Raw genomic sequence first — 12,374 nt, 5'->3', positions numbered from 1 at the left:
TCCGTCCCGTCCCGCCGTGCCCGGATCGGCCGCCTGCGATCTTGCCGGCCGGAGGCGGGTGATCAATGCCTCTCCTGGCCACCGGCCGGGGGCGGGGCCTGCTGCCCGGGGCCCCGGGCGGTTACGGTGGACCTGTGCGCGACCCCAACGTGACTCGATCCGCCGCCGGCCGGCTCTCCCCGGAGCGCCGCGCCGCGGACCTGCGCCGCCTCCGGTCCGAACAGTTCGACGTGCTGGTCATCGGCGGCGGCGTGACCGGGGCGGGCGCCGCGCTGGACGCCGCCTCGCGTGGGCTCAAGGTGGCTCTGGTCGAGGCCCGCGACTACGCCGCCGGCACCTCCAGCCGATCCAGCAAGCTGATCCACGGCGGCCTGCGCTACCTGGAGCAGCTGGAGTTCCACCTGGTCCACGAGGCGCTCACGGAGCGCGGCCTGCTCGCCACCCGGCTCGCCCCGCACCTGGTCCGGCCGGTGCCGATCCTGGTGCCGCTGCCCGCTGGCCGGGGCCTGCGGGACCTGCCGGCCCGGGCGTTCCGCCGCTCCTACTACGGCGCGGGGGTCGCCGCGTACGACGCCTTCGCCGGGGTCTTCGGCGGCGGGCGGGGGATGCCGCTGCACCGGCACCTGAGCCGGGAGGGCGCCCGCCGGATCTTCCCCAGCCTGCGGGCCGACTCGCTGGCCGGCGCCATCCGCTACTACGACGGCCAGGTCGACGACGCCCGGCTGGTGGTGACCCTGGCCCGCACCGCGGCCAGCCTCGGCGCGACCGTGGTGAACAGCGCCCGGGCGGTCGGGCTGGTCCGGCAGGCCCGCGAGGTTACCGGGGTCCGGGTCCGCGACCTGGAGGCGTCCGCCGATTCCCCGGACGCCGAGTTCGAGGTACGCGCCCGCACCGTCATCGGCGCCACCGGCGTGTGGAGCGACGACATGTCGCGGATGCTCAACGACGTCGGGTTGCGCCCCGGCATCCGGGTGCGGGCCTCCAAGGGCGTGCACCTGGTCGTCCCCCGCTCGGCGATCACCGGGGAGACGGGGCTGATCCTGCGGACGGCCACCAGCGTGCTCTTCGTCATCCCCTGGGGCGGGCACTGGATCATCGGCACCACCGACACCGACTGGCGGCTGGACCGGTCCCACCCGGCCGCCTCCGCCCGCGACATCCAGTACCTGCTCGACCAGGTCAACACGGTGCTGGACCGGCCGCTCTCCACCGAGGACATCGAGGGCGTCTACGCCGGGCTGCGCCCGTTGCTCGCCGGCGAGGCGGACTCCACCTCCAAGCTCTCCCGTGAGCACGCCGTCTTCGAGCCGATGCTGGGGCTGCTCCTGGTCGCCGGCGGCAAGTACACGACGTACCGGGTGATGGCCTCCGACGTGGTCGACCGGGCGGTCCGCCGGCTCGGCGGCGGCCGTCCCTCGCGCACCGCCGACCTGCCGCTGCTCGGTGCCGACGGGTACCCGGCCATGTGGCGGGACCGGGCCGACCTGGCCCGCCGGCACGGGGTGCCGGTCGGCGTCGTCGAGCACCTGCTGGAGCGGTACGGCACGCTCACCCGGGAGCTGCTGGCCCTGGTCGACGCCGACCCGCTGCTCGCCTCGCCGCTGGCCGGCGCGCCGGAGTACCTGGCGGCCGAGGTGACGTACGCGGCCCGTGCCGAGGGCGCGTTGCACCTGGAGGACGTGCTGACCCGGCGTACCCGGATCTCCTTCGAGACCACGCACCGTGGCCTGGAGTCGGCCGGGCACACCGCGGAGCTGATGGGTGCGGTGCTCGGCTGGGACGCGGCGACCCGCGAGCGCGAGATCGCCCACTACCGGGCCCGGGTCGAGGCGGAGCGGGAGTCCCAGCTGATGCCGGACGACGCGACCGCCGACGCGGCCCGGCTCGGCGCGCCGGACGTGCGGGGGTTCGCCGCCGACCGGGGCGTCGACGGGGACAGCGCCGGGCTGCCCACCTCGTCCCGCTGACCGAACGTTACAGCCATCTATGGCCGTACGGTCGGCGGGTACCGGCCGCTACCTACGGTGGGGTAAGTTCCGGCGCGTGGTTCCCAACCAGTGGTCACGCATGCTCGTCGTCTGCACCGTCCTGACCGTCTCCCTCACCGCCTGCTCGGTGTTCGGCGGGGACAATGAATCCACACAGGACAAGGCGGGCGGCGGGGGAGCGTCCGCCGGGGCCGGTGCCACTCGGGTCAGCCTGGTGCAGAAGCTGGGTCAGGACGGTCCGCTCCGCTCGCTCAACGTCGAGCCGGACGGCCACTGGGAGTGCGACGACTGCGCCGGCGACGGGGTGACCTCGACGGGCAGCCTCGACCCGGAGCAGCTCAAGCGGCTGCACGGCCTGCTCGCCGACCCGCGGCTGGCGCAGGAGACCGACGAGGCGCGCCGCTACCGGGTCAGCTGCATCGACGCGCTGACCTCCAGCCTGCTCACCTCGGCCGGCCTGATCACCTCGCAGGACTGCCCGGGTGAGGAGCGGCCGCCGGTGGCGAACGAGATCCTGCTGCTGCTCACCCAGGCCACCCCTGCCGAGCCCACCGCCTGACCTCAGGCGACGGGCCGGCCGGCCTCAGAGCACCTTGCCCGGGTTGAGCAGCCCGGTCGGGTCCAGCGCCGCCTTGATCGCCTGGTGCACCCGGATCCCGACCGGCCCGATCTCCTGAGCCAGCCAGTCCCGCTTGAGCAGCCCGACGCCGTGCTCGCCGGTGCAGGTGCCGCCGAGGTCCAGACCGAGCCGCATGATCTCGTCGAAGGCCCGCCGGCCCCGCTCCACGCTGGCCGGGTCGGCCCGGTCCACCACGATGTTCGGGTGCATGTTGCCGTCCCCGGCGTGCCCGACGACGCCGATCGGCACGTCGCACTCCTCGGCGATCCGGGCCACCCCGTCGAGCAGCGCCGCGAGGGAGCCGCGCGGCACCGCCACGTCGTCGATCACCAGGCCGCCGTTGCCGCCGGGGAAGGCGTCCGCGGCGAACTTCTCCATCGCCGGGTGCGCCAGCCGGCGGGCCTGGAGCAGCGCCGCCGCCTCCACCGCGTCGGTGGCCGCGTACACCTCCTCGGCGCCGGCGGCCTCGCAGACCTCGGCCAGCCGGGCCAGGTCGTCCGCCGCCCGGACGCCGGTGTCCGCGGCGGCCAGCAGCAGCGCCTGCGCGTCGGTCCGCAGCCCCATCGGCCGGTACGCCTCGATGGCCTGAAGGTGCGTCCGGTCGAGCAGTTCCAGCAGGCTGGGGCTGAGCCCCTTCGCCGCGATGTCGGCCACCGCCGCACCCGCCTCGGCGGTCGACCCGAAGACCGCCACCATGGTCAGCGACTCCTCGGGCGCCGGGCGCAGCGACACGGTGATCTCGGTGAGCACCCCGAGGGTGCCCTCCGAGCCGACGAAGAGCCGGGTCAGGTCGTACCCGGCGACCCCCTTGGCGGTACGCCGGCCGGTGCGCAGCACCTCGCCGGAGGCGAGCACCACCTCCAGGCCGAGGACGTACTCGGTGGTCACCCCGTACTTGACGCAGCACATGCCGCCGGCGTTGGTGGAGACGTTGCCGCCGATGGTGGAGGACTCCCAGGAGCCCGGGTCCGGCGGATAGTAGAGGCCCTGCTTCGCCACCGCCGCGGCCAGCGTGGCGTTGACCACGCCCGGCTGCACCACGGCGATCCGGCTCACCGGGTCGATCTCCAGGATGGCGTCCATCGCCACCGTGCTGAGCACCACCGCGCCGTCGACCGCGTTCGCGGCGCCGGCCAGGCCGGTCCGGGCGCCCTGCGGCACCACCGGTACGCCGTGCCGGGCGGCGGCCCGGACGACGGCGACCACCTGGGCGGTGTCGCGCGGCCGGGTCACCACCAGCGGCGTACCGGCCGGGCAGAGGTCCGCCTCGTCACGCTGGTGCATCCGGAGCAGATCGGGGTCGGTGAGGACGGCGTCGTCGCCGAGCGCCGCACGCAGGTCGTCGAGGAGGGGGGATCCGGCCATGCGGGAGAGGCTAACCGGCGGCTAGATTGGCCGCCATGCTGTACCTCGACCGGCCCGCCTGGCCGTGGCGGGGCCGGCTCTGGTCCCATCTGATCAGCGACGTCTCCCACGCGGAGCTGCACGCCTTCGCCGAGACCCTCGGCGTGCCCCGGCGCGGCTTCGACCGCGACCACTACGACATCCCCGCCGAGCGCTTCGCCATGGCGGTCTGGCTCGGTGCCCGGGTGGTGCCCAGCCGGGAGCTGGTCCGCCTGCTCCGCGCCGCCGGCCTGCGCCGCCCCAAACACCTGACCCGCCCCGCCCGCTGAGGTAGGCCGGGCCGGGAGTGGACCATGCGGCCCGGGCGGGCGGGTCAGGTGAGGGTGGCGAGTTCGCGGGTGAGGTTGGCGCGGGCGGGGCCGGTCCACCGGGCCGCCAGCGGGGGGAGCCGGTAGAGGGCGGGGAGGGCGAGCAGGGCGGCCAGGACCCGGGCCCGGCCGGCCCGGAAGTCCGGCTCCGGCACGTGCGCGTACTCCGCGCGGATCGCGGCGGCGTACGCGTCGTACTCGCCGGGCGGCGCGGCGAGGATCGCGAGGTCGGCGTCGCAGAGCAGCGCGCCGTTGCGGTCGCCGGCCTCGACGGCGTGCCCGGCGGTGAGCAGCACCAGCCGACGGACCTCGGCCACCGCCTCGGCGGCCGGCCCCAGCCCGGCCAGGAGCGTGCCGGCCAGCGCGGCGCTGTCCCGTTCGTTGGCGTCGCCGGCGGCGCGGGGGTCGTAGACCGCGTCGTGGCACCAGGCGGCGAGCCGCACCAGGTCCGGCCGGTCGGCCAGCCCCGCGTACGCGTCGACCACGTCCAGCACCGCGGTCAGGTGCCGCACGGTGTGGTACCTCCGCTGCGGTTCCCGCCACCGGGCCAGCAGCTCCTCCCCGGCCCGGACCAGCGCCGGCCCGTCCGGGGCGCCCGCGTCCCGTGCGGCCGTCCGCCAGCGGTCGATCAGCTCCGTCACCCCGCCGAGTCTGCCGGAGCCGGGCGGGGGATGAACCGCGCCGGTACGGGTAGTCCCGGCCATGGCCACGGCCCAGGAACGACGACCCCCACTGTGGCGTCGGATCAACCTGCGTGGCGGCGGTTCCGACGTCGACTCGATACGCATCGCCGACGCGATGGAGGAGCTGCGTCACCGCAGCCGGGCCACCCTGCACGACCGGCTGCACCGGGTCCGGATGGCCATGGGCCTCGCGCTGCAGGCGGGGGTCGCCGCAGCGCTGGCCTGGGTTTTCGCCCACGAGTTCCTGAACAACCCGCAGCCGGTCTTCGCGCCGATCTCGGCGGTCGGCACCCTGGCCGCCTCGGTCGGCCAGCGGCTACGCCGCACCGTGGAGCTGATCGTCGGGGTCGCGGTCGGGGTGTTCCTGGGCGATCTCCTGATCTACTTCCTCGGTACCGGGGGGTGGCAGCTCGGCCTGGTGGTGACCTCGGCCATCGTGCTGACCGTCTTCTTCGGCGCCAGCGTGGCCATCGTGATCCAGGCCGCGGCGACCGCGGTGCTGATCGTCACGCTCACCCCCTCCACCCAGGACCTGGAGATACCCCGCTTCGTCGACGCGTTCGTCGGCGGCGGCATCGCCCTGCTGGTGACGGCGATCCTGCTGCCGCTCAACCCGCTGCGGGTGATCAACCGGGCCGCCCGGCCGGCGCTCGACCTGCTCGCCGGCCAGCTCGACATCACCGCCGAGGCGCTGCGCAACCGGGACCACGGCAGCGCCCAGCGGGCCCTGGAACGGCTCCGCGAGAACAAGGAGGAGCTGGCCGCCTTCGTCGAGGCGATCGAGGGCGCCAAGGAGACCAGCACCCTCTCGCCGGCCCGGTGGCACCGGCGCAGCGAGCTGACCCACTACGCGGAGGCCGCCGACCCGATCGACCGGGCGATGCGCAACAGCGGCACGCTGATCCGCCGCGCGGTCACCATGATCGAGGACGAGGAGCCGGTGCCCGAGCCGCTGCCCGACGCGGTGGCCCACCTCGCCGAGTCGGTGCGCCTGCTGCGGCACGAGTTCGCCGTCGGGGAGGAGCCGGAGAAGGCCCGGGAACGCTCGCTGCGCGCGGTCAGCGAGGCTGGCCGGGCCTACGGCGAGGGCGTCGGCTTCTCCGGCAGCGTGGTGGTCGCCCAGGTCCGTACCACCGCCAGTGACCTGCTGGTCGCCTCCGGAATCGACCAGCAGGAGGCGAACCGGCTGGTCCGCAAGTCCTTCGGCGAACTGGAGAAGCCCGCCGGCGAGCCGGCGGCGGAACGCGAGGGCACCCCGATGCCGCCCACCGCCCCGCCGATCGGCTGAGCCGCCGCCCGTCCCGGCCGGCCCGATCCGCTCCAGCCGCCCGCCCCGACCTGCCGCGGCGCGGGCCGACGCGCTTCCCCCGAGCCGGTCAGCGCAGGTCGGCGAGCGCGGCCAGCAACCGGTCCACGTCCGCCACCGTGCTGCCCAGCCCGAGGCTGGCCCGCAGCGCGGTCGGCGGCAGGTCGTCCCGCCCGGCGCGGGCGGCCGCCTCGGCGAGCAGCCGCCGGGCCAGCGGGTGCGCGCAGAACAGCCCGTCGCGCACCCCGATGTCGTGCTCCCGGGCCAGGTACCCGGCCACCTCGGCGGAGTCGCGGCCCGCCAGCACGAACGACACGATGCCGACCCGGGGTGCGTCCGGGGCGAAGGTGCGCAGCTCGACGACGTCCGGCAGCGCGGCGAGCCCGTCCCGCAGGCGGTCCACCAGCCGCTGCTCCTGCGCGTGCAGCGCCGCCCGGTCCGCCCCGGCCAGGGCGGCGCAGACGGCCGCCAGGGCGACCGCGCCGAGCAGGTTGGGCGTGCCGCCCTCGTGCCGGGCCGGGCCGGTCGTCCAGCGCACCTCGTGGGTGGCCGCGCCGACGTGGCTGGTGGCGCCGCCGCCGGCCAGGTACGGCGGGGCCGCGTCCAGCCAGTCGCCCCGGCCGAGCAGGACCCCCGCGCCGAACGGGGCGTACAGCTTGTGCCCGGAGACGGCCAGGTAGTCCACGTCCAGCGCGGCGACGTCCACCGGCGCGTGCGGGGCGAGCTGGGCGGCGTCCACCAGGATCCGGGCACCGTGCCGGCGGGCCACCCGGGCCAGCTCCGCCACCGGCCAGCGCTCGCCGGTCACGTTGCTCGCCCCGGTCACCGCGACCAGCACCGGCGGCCCGGAGGCGGCGCCCCGGCGCAGCTCGGCCAGGGCGGCGTCCAGCGCCCGGACCGCTCCGGCGGGACTGTCCGGCACCGGCAGGCGTACCGACCCGCGCGGCCAGGGCAGCAGGTTGGCGTGGTGCTCCCCGGCGAAGGTGACCACGGTGGTGCCGGCGGGCAGCGCCCGGGCCAGCAGGTTCAGCGCGTCGGTGGTGTTGCGGGTGAAGACCACGTGGTCGTCGGCGCGGGCGCCGAAGAAGTCGCCGACCGTCTGCCGGGCCCGCTCGTAGGCCAGCGTGCAGCGCCGCGACAGCGCCCCGGCGCCGCGGTGCACGCTGGCGTACCAGGGCAGGAGCTCGGCCACCGCGTCGGCCGCGGCCCGCGCGCAGGGTGCGCTGGCCGCTTGGTCCAGGTTCACCTGCCCGGGTACGCCGAGCACGGCGAGCGGGTCCGGCCCGGCCGGCGCCGGCCGGGTGGTGGCCGGGGCGGCGGGCGCTACGAGGGTGAGGGTCATGGTGGGCCTCCGGGGTCCAGGGACCCCGGGTGTGGGCACACCGGGACGGGGTCCGCGCTTGCCCAGCACACGAATCGGGCTGGGCCCGGTCATCACCCGGGGCACCCCACCGCGAACCTCGACGAGGGTTGCCGGCCAGCAAGCCGGGGCTTGACGCTGGCGCTCGTGACCTGACGGCAGCATAACCACCACGGATGCGCCCGGACCAGTGGGCCGTGGATGACTACGCTGACCGCATGGCCGACACCCCGCCCGGCTCGCCCGCGCCGCCGCCGACCGCGCCCGCCGTCCCGCCGTCGGGCGCGCTGCCCCGGATGCCGCTGCGCCGGCTCGGCTGGCGGCGGATCCTGGCGCTGGCAGGGGTGGCGCTGCTGATCGCGGCCTGCGCGGTCTACATGCTCTTCGTGCTCGGCTCGAACCTCGGGCTGGAGGCGCTGCTCATCGGCGTGGTGGCGGCGATCCTGCCGGTGCCGGTGCTGGTCGCCTGCTTCCTCTGGCTCGACCGGTACGAGCCGGAGCCGCTGAAGTACCTGATCTTCTGCTTCGCCTGGGGCGCGTTCGTCTCCACCGCCGCCTCGCTGACGGTCAACGAGACCTTCGCCGGGCTGTTCAAGGACTGGGGGCTGCCCGCTGCGCTCACCGGCGTGCTGGTGGCGCCCTTCATCGAGGAGTTGACCAAGGCGCTCGGCCCGATCCTGCTGCTGGTCTTCCGGCGGCGGGAATGGTCCGGCATCACCGACGGCCTGGTCTACTGCGGGCTCTCGGCGGTCGGCTTCGCCATGGTGGAGAACATCCTCTACCTGGGCGGCTACGGCTACGCCTCCGGTGCCGACCAGTGGGGGCCGGCGACCGGCTTCCGGCAGGTGTTCGCCATCTTCATCACCCGGATCCTGCTCTTCGGCTTCGCCCACCCGCTGTTCACCGCGATGACCGGCGTGGGGCTGGGCATCGCCGCCCGGACGGCGGACCGTCGGGTACGGGTGCTCGCGCCGGCCGCCGGCCTGCTGCTGGCGATGATGCTGCACGGCACCTGGAACCTGATCCCGACGCTGGTGCAGGCCACCGGCGAGCTGGTCATCTTCATGTACGGCATGGTGGGGCTGATGGTGCCGATCTTCTTCGGCATGGTCGGCTTCGCGGTGTGGCTGCGGGCGTGGGAGGGGCGGCTCACCGAGCGGACCCTGCCGGACTACGTCCGGGCCGGCTGGCTCAGCCCGCCCGAGGTGGCGGCCCTGGGCAGCCTCGGCCGGCGGCACGCCGCCCGGGTCTGGGCCCGCCGGGTCGGCGGCGAGGCCGGCCTGCGGGCGATGCGCGGCTACCAGTTCGCGGCCACCCGGCTGGCGCTGCTGCGCGACGGGATGCGCCGGGGGCTGGACCGCAAGGCGACCGACCGGGAGCGCACCGTCCGGGAGGAGCGGGAACTGCTGGAGGCGATCGCCGCGTACCGGGCGTTCTTCGTCGGGCGCGACCCGCAGGCGCCGGTCGGGGTCTGGGACGGGCAGCGCTACCACCTGCGCTTCCCGGACGGCTCGCAGCGCGCGGTGGAGGCCCCGGACTCCCCGGTCGTGCCGATCCCCGTGGTGCTGGCCCCGCCGCCCCCGGCCCACCCGGTCGGCCACGGCCGGCCCGGCTGGTACGGCCCGCCCCCGGCCGCGCCCTGGCCACCCGGCCGGTTCTGAGCCGACGACGCCCCGCCGGCGGGTCCGGCGGGGCGGTCAGGTCATCAGGCTGGTGAGGAAGTCCCCGAGCCCCTGGGCGATCGCCATCAGGCCCGCCCCGATGGCCTTGAACATCTCGGCGGCGCCGTCGGGCCGGAACGCCATGAAGTAGATCAGGAAGAAGGCGCCCAGCCAGAGCAGCAGCTTCTTCACGAGTACCGGCATCGTCCCTCCCCAGGGCGCTGGACGTCGCTGGCTTCCCCGGGGAGGGCGGCACAAACGGCGGCTCGTGCCGCCTGGGGGCGGAAGTACTACAGGTAGAGGCCGGTGTTGCCGGTGGACTCGGTCTCCACCCGCTCGGCGGCGACGGCGTGCACGTCGCGCTCGCGCAGCAGGACGTACCCCCGGCCGTGCAGTTCCACCTCGGAGCGGTCGTCGGGGTCGAAGAGCACCCGGTCGCCGGAGACGATCGCGCGGACGTTGGGGCCCACGCCCACCGCGGTCGCCCAGGCCAGTCGCTTGCCCACGGCGGCGGTGGCCGGGATGACGATGCCGGCGGTGGAGCGGCGCTCACCCTCGCTGCCCTCCACCCGCACCAGCACGCGGTCGTGCAGCAGGCGGATCGGCAGGCCGGAGTCGAGGTTCTGGTCGGCGGTCACGCGAAGACGCTACCGCGTGCCCGAACGCGGCCGTCGACGTGGTTGAGCGGTGGTGGACGGGGCAATGTGTGGCGGAACTGCCCTACGGTGGCGCTGTCGGACGTACCCTGTCCGGACCGTCGTCGTGGGCGGCCCGGTTTCATCCTGAGGAGGTGCGCTTGAGCCGCTTCGAGCGGGTACGCGGCCGGCTCCGCCGCGCGTACGAGTCCGGGCGGGAGTCGGTGCGCTCCGGGCGTTCCGCCGCCGCCGACGTACCCGAGGAGGCGCGGGTCGCCTCGCCGGCGTCACCGGGGCCGGTGGCCCCGAGGTCGGCGACGGTGGTCGGTGCGCAGCCCCCCGCCGAGGTGCACAACTCGACCAGCAGCCGCGACGACGCGGACGTGCCGCACGCGCTGCGGATCGCCGCCGCCTGGTCGTGGCGGCTGATCGTGATCGGCGTGGTCACCTGGGCGCTGCTGAAGATCGTCGGGACGATCAGCATCGTGATCATCCCGCTGGCGGTCGCGCTGCTGCTCTCGGCGCTGCTCGCGCCGGCCGTGGGCTGGCTGCTCCGGGCGCGTTTCCCCCGCTCGCTGGCGACGGCCGTGGTGCTGGTCGGCGGCCTGGCCGCGGTGGTCGGCACGCTCACCCTGGTGGTGAACGAGTTCATCCAGGGCGTGCCGGAGCTGAGCGAGAAGTCGTCGCAGGGCGTACGGCAGATCCAGAACTGGCTCAAGACCGGCCCGCTGCACCTGTCCGACGGTCAGCTGGAGCGGTACATCGACGAGGCGCAGGCCTGGGTGAACGGCAACACCGAGAAGTTCACCAGCGGCGCGCTCTCCACCGCGAGCACCCTGGCCGAGGTGCTGACCGGCGCCGTGCTGGTGCTCTTCGCGACCTTCTTCTTCCTGCGCGACGGCAACAACATCTGGCGGTTCCTGGTCCGGCTGCTGCCGGTGGCCGCCCGGTGGAAGGTCGACGACGCCGGCCGGGCCTCCTGGTCCACGCTCGGGGCGTACGTGCGGGCCACCGTGCTGGTGGCCTTCATCGACGCGGTCGGCATCGGCATCTTCCTGGTCGCCTTCGACATCCCGTTCGCGTTGCCGCTGGCCGCGCTGGTCTTTCTGGGCGCGTTCATCCCGATCGTCGGCGCCGCGCTCTCCGGCAGCGTCGCGGTGCTGGTGGCGCTGGTCGACAGCGGCCCGGTCCGGGCGCTGATCATCCTCGGCGTGGTGATCGGCGTGCAGCAGTTCGAGGGGCACGTGCTCCAGCCGCTGATCATGGGTCGGGCGGTGGCCATCCACCCGCTCGCCGTGATCCTCGGGATCGCGGCCGGCGTGGTGCTGGCCGGCATCACCGGCGCGCTGGTGGCGGTGCCGCTGATCGCGGTGCTCAACACGGCCGTCCGCCGGCTCGCCGCGCGTAGCGTCCCGGACACCCCACCGGACGCGGTGGTGGTCGCCTCCCACGCGCCCTGACCGATCCGTCCCGGGCCCGTCCCCTTTCCCAGGGGGCGGGCCCGTCGCGTTGCGGGCCCCGCGCGCCGTGCCCCGCCTCCGCGCCGCCCGGGCCGCCGTTTGTGGCGTGTTGGGGCGTCCCGGCCGCCCGAGGCCCCCGTTTGCGGCGCGTTGGGGCTTCTCGGTCGGGCGCGGCGGGGTGGGAAGGGGGTCAGGCCTTGGCGAGGCGTTCGAGGGCGCCGCGAGCCACGTCGGGGCGGGTGGTGTACCAGAACGGGGGGAGCGAGCGCCGCAGGAACGGGCCGTAGCCGCGAGCCGTCTCCAGCCGCGAGTCGAGCACCGCGACGACGCCCCGGTCGCCGGTCGCCCGGATCAGCCGGCCCACCCCCTGAGCCAGCCGGACCGCGGCGATCGGCACGCTGACCGCTGCGAAACCGGAGCCGCCACCGGCGTCCACCGCCGCCGCCCGGGCCGCCGCCAGCGGCTCGTCCGGTCGCGGGAAGGGCAGCCGGTCGATCACCACGAGCTGGCAGGCGTCGCCGGGGACGTCCACCCCCTGCCAGAGCGACATCACCCCGAACAGGCAGCTCGACCGCTCCTCCCGGAACCGGCGGACCAGCAGCGGCAGCGCCTCCTCGCCCTGGAGCAGCACCGGCAGGTCCGTCCGCGCGCGCAGCAGCTCCGCGGCCTGCTGCGCCGCCCGCCGGGAGGAGAAGAGCCCGAGGGTACGGCCACCGAGCGCGCCGACCAGCGCCAGCAACTCCTCGCCCGCGGCCTCCGGCAACCCCGACACGCTGGGCCGGGGCAGGTGCGCGGCGACGTAGAGGATGCCCTGCCGGGCGTAGTCGAAGGGGGAGCCGACGTCCAGTGACCGCCAGCCGGGGCCCTCGGTGGCGGGCACCGTGCCGGTCGCGGCCCCGCTGCCCGCCGCGACGGCCACCCCGCCGGCGCTCGCGGCGGCCTCGGGCCCG

General features: G+C 75.4%; 11 protein-coding genes, 1 pseudogene and 1 riboswitch. Of the genes and pseudogenes, 6 read left to right on the top strand and 6 right to left on the bottom strand.

Translation table 11 applies throughout. From position 1 onward, the window contains the following. The first annotated feature begins 134 nt into the window (after positions 1-134). Positions 135-1,967, top strand: coding sequence for a glycerol-3-phosphate dehydrogenase/oxidase (locus V6U88_RS03640; RefSeq protein ID WP_442934556.1), 1,833 nt, complete (start codon positions 135-137; stop codon positions 1,965-1,967). Positions 1,968-2,043: 76 nt separating this feature from the next. Next, positions 2,044-2,547 (top strand): hypothetical protein, encoded by a 504-nt coding sequence (locus tag V6U88_RS03635; protein WP_334449746.1) that lies wholly within the window; start codon positions 2,044-2,046, stop codon positions 2,545-2,547. Between the two features lie 24 nt (positions 2,548-2,571). Here V6U88_RS03635 and V6U88_RS03630 read toward each other — a convergent pair whose 3' ends face one another. Next, positions 2,572-3,972: an FAD-binding oxidoreductase gene (locus V6U88_RS03630; protein WP_334449745.1), complete on the bottom strand. Its 1,401-nt coding sequence runs from the start codon at positions 3,970-3,972 to the stop codon at positions 2,572-2,574. Positions 3,973-4,007: 35 nt separating this feature from the next. Between V6U88_RS03630 and V6U88_RS03625 the strand changes: the two genes are divergently transcribed. Further along, positions 4,008-4,280 (top strand): DUF4031 domain-containing protein, encoded by a 273-nt coding sequence (locus V6U88_RS03625; protein ID WP_334449744.1) that lies wholly within the window; start codon positions 4,008-4,010, stop codon positions 4,278-4,280. Positions 4,281-4,324: 44 nt separating this feature from the next. On the opposite strand, the gene V6U88_RS03620 is transcribed toward V6U88_RS03625, so the two are convergent. Further along, the gene (locus V6U88_RS03620; RefSeq protein WP_334449742.1) at positions 4,325-4,960 is read right to left on the bottom strand and encodes an HD domain-containing protein; all 636 of its coding nucleotides are present in this window, start codon (positions 4,958-4,960) and stop codon (positions 4,325-4,327) included. A gap of 61 nt (positions 4,961-5,021) precedes the next feature. On the opposite strand from V6U88_RS03620, the gene V6U88_RS03615 reads away from it, so the two are divergent. Beyond that, positions 5,022-6,290 (top strand): FUSC family protein, encoded by a 1,269-nt coding sequence (locus V6U88_RS03615; protein WP_442934555.1) that lies wholly within the window; start codon positions 5,022-5,024, stop codon positions 6,288-6,290. Positions 6,291-6,378: 88 nt separating this feature from the next. On the opposite strand, the gene V6U88_RS03610 is transcribed toward V6U88_RS03615, so the two are convergent. Beyond that, the gene (locus tag V6U88_RS03610; protein ID WP_334449741.1) at positions 6,379-7,650 is read right to left on the bottom strand and encodes an aminotransferase class V-fold PLP-dependent enzyme; all 1,272 of its coding nucleotides are present in this window, start codon (positions 7,648-7,650) and stop codon (positions 6,379-6,381) included. Between the two features lie 49 nt (positions 7,651-7,699). Then, a riboswitch (SAM riboswitch) is annotated at positions 7,700-7,821 on the bottom strand. A gap of 23 nt (positions 7,822-7,844) precedes the next feature. On the opposite strand from V6U88_RS03610, the gene V6U88_RS03605 reads away from it, so the two are divergent. After that, the gene (locus V6U88_RS03605; protein ID WP_334449739.1) at positions 7,845-9,329 is read left to right on the top strand and encodes a PrsW family intramembrane metalloprotease; all 1,485 of its coding nucleotides are present in this window, start codon (positions 7,845-7,847) and stop codon (positions 9,327-9,329) included. Between the two features lie 36 nt (positions 9,330-9,365). Here the strand turns inward: V6U88_RS03605 and V6U88_RS03600 are convergent, their stop codons facing one another. Together V6U88_RS03600 and V6U88_RS03595 are read right to left on the bottom strand one after the other, a co-directional pair. Then, positions 9,366-9,533: a hypothetical protein gene (locus tag V6U88_RS03600; protein WP_334449738.1), complete on the bottom strand. Its 168-nt coding sequence runs from the start codon at positions 9,531-9,533 to the stop codon at positions 9,366-9,368. Between the two features lie 86 nt (positions 9,534-9,619). Beyond that, positions 9,620-9,967, bottom strand: coding sequence for a GroES family chaperonin (locus V6U88_RS03595; protein WP_334449737.1), 348 nt, complete (start codon positions 9,965-9,967; stop codon positions 9,620-9,622). Positions 9,968-10,074: 107 nt separating this feature from the next. On the opposite strand from V6U88_RS03595, the gene V6U88_RS03590 reads away from it, so the two are divergent. After that, positions 10,075-11,424: an AI-2E family transporter gene (locus V6U88_RS03590; protein ID WP_334449916.1), complete on the top strand. Its 1,350-nt coding sequence runs from the start codon at positions 10,075-10,077 to the stop codon at positions 11,422-11,424. Positions 11,425-11,614: 190 nt separating this feature from the next. Here the strand turns inward: V6U88_RS03590 and V6U88_RS30225 are convergent. After that, positions 11,615-12,301, bottom strand: a pseudogene (locus tag V6U88_RS30225) (ATP-dependent DNA helicase); the annotation flags it as partial. Positions 12,302-12,374: the final 73 nt, after the last annotated feature.

Source organism: Micromonospora sp. CPCC 205739 (genome assembly GCF_036906795.1).
In the GTDB taxonomy this organism is placed as follows: domain Bacteria; phylum Actinomycetota; class Actinomycetes; order Mycobacteriales; family Micromonosporaceae; genus Micromonospora.
The sequence above is the reverse complement of the archived record's forward strand: the minus strand, read 5'-3'. Positions and strand labels throughout refer to the sequence as shown.

What these genes read in the sequence shown, in the direction of transcription:
- V6U88_RS03630 (WP_334449745.1), bottom strand. Translation starts at nt 3,972, where the DNA reads ATGGCCGGATCCCCCCTCCTCGACGACCTGCGTGCGGCGCTCGGCGAC.
- V6U88_RS03625 (WP_334449744.1), top strand. Translation starts at nt 4,008, where the DNA reads ATGCTGTACCTCGACCGGCCCGCCTGGCCGTGGCGGGGCCGGCTCTGG.
- V6U88_RS03615 (WP_442934555.1), top strand. Translation starts at nt 5,022, where the DNA reads ATGGCCACGGCCCAGGAACGACGACCCCCACTGTGGCGTCGGATCAAC.
- V6U88_RS03610 (WP_334449741.1), bottom strand. Translation starts at nt 7,650, where the DNA reads ATGACCCTCACCCTCGTAGCGCCCGCCGCCCCGGCCACCACCCGGCCG.
- V6U88_RS03605 (WP_334449739.1), top strand. Translation starts at nt 7,845, where the DNA reads ATGCGCCCGGACCAGTGGGCCGTGGATGACTACGCTGACCGCATGGCC.
- V6U88_RS03600 (WP_334449738.1), bottom strand. Translation starts at nt 9,533, where the DNA reads ATGCCGGTACTCGTGAAGAAGCTGCTGCTCTGGCTGGGCGCCTTCTTC.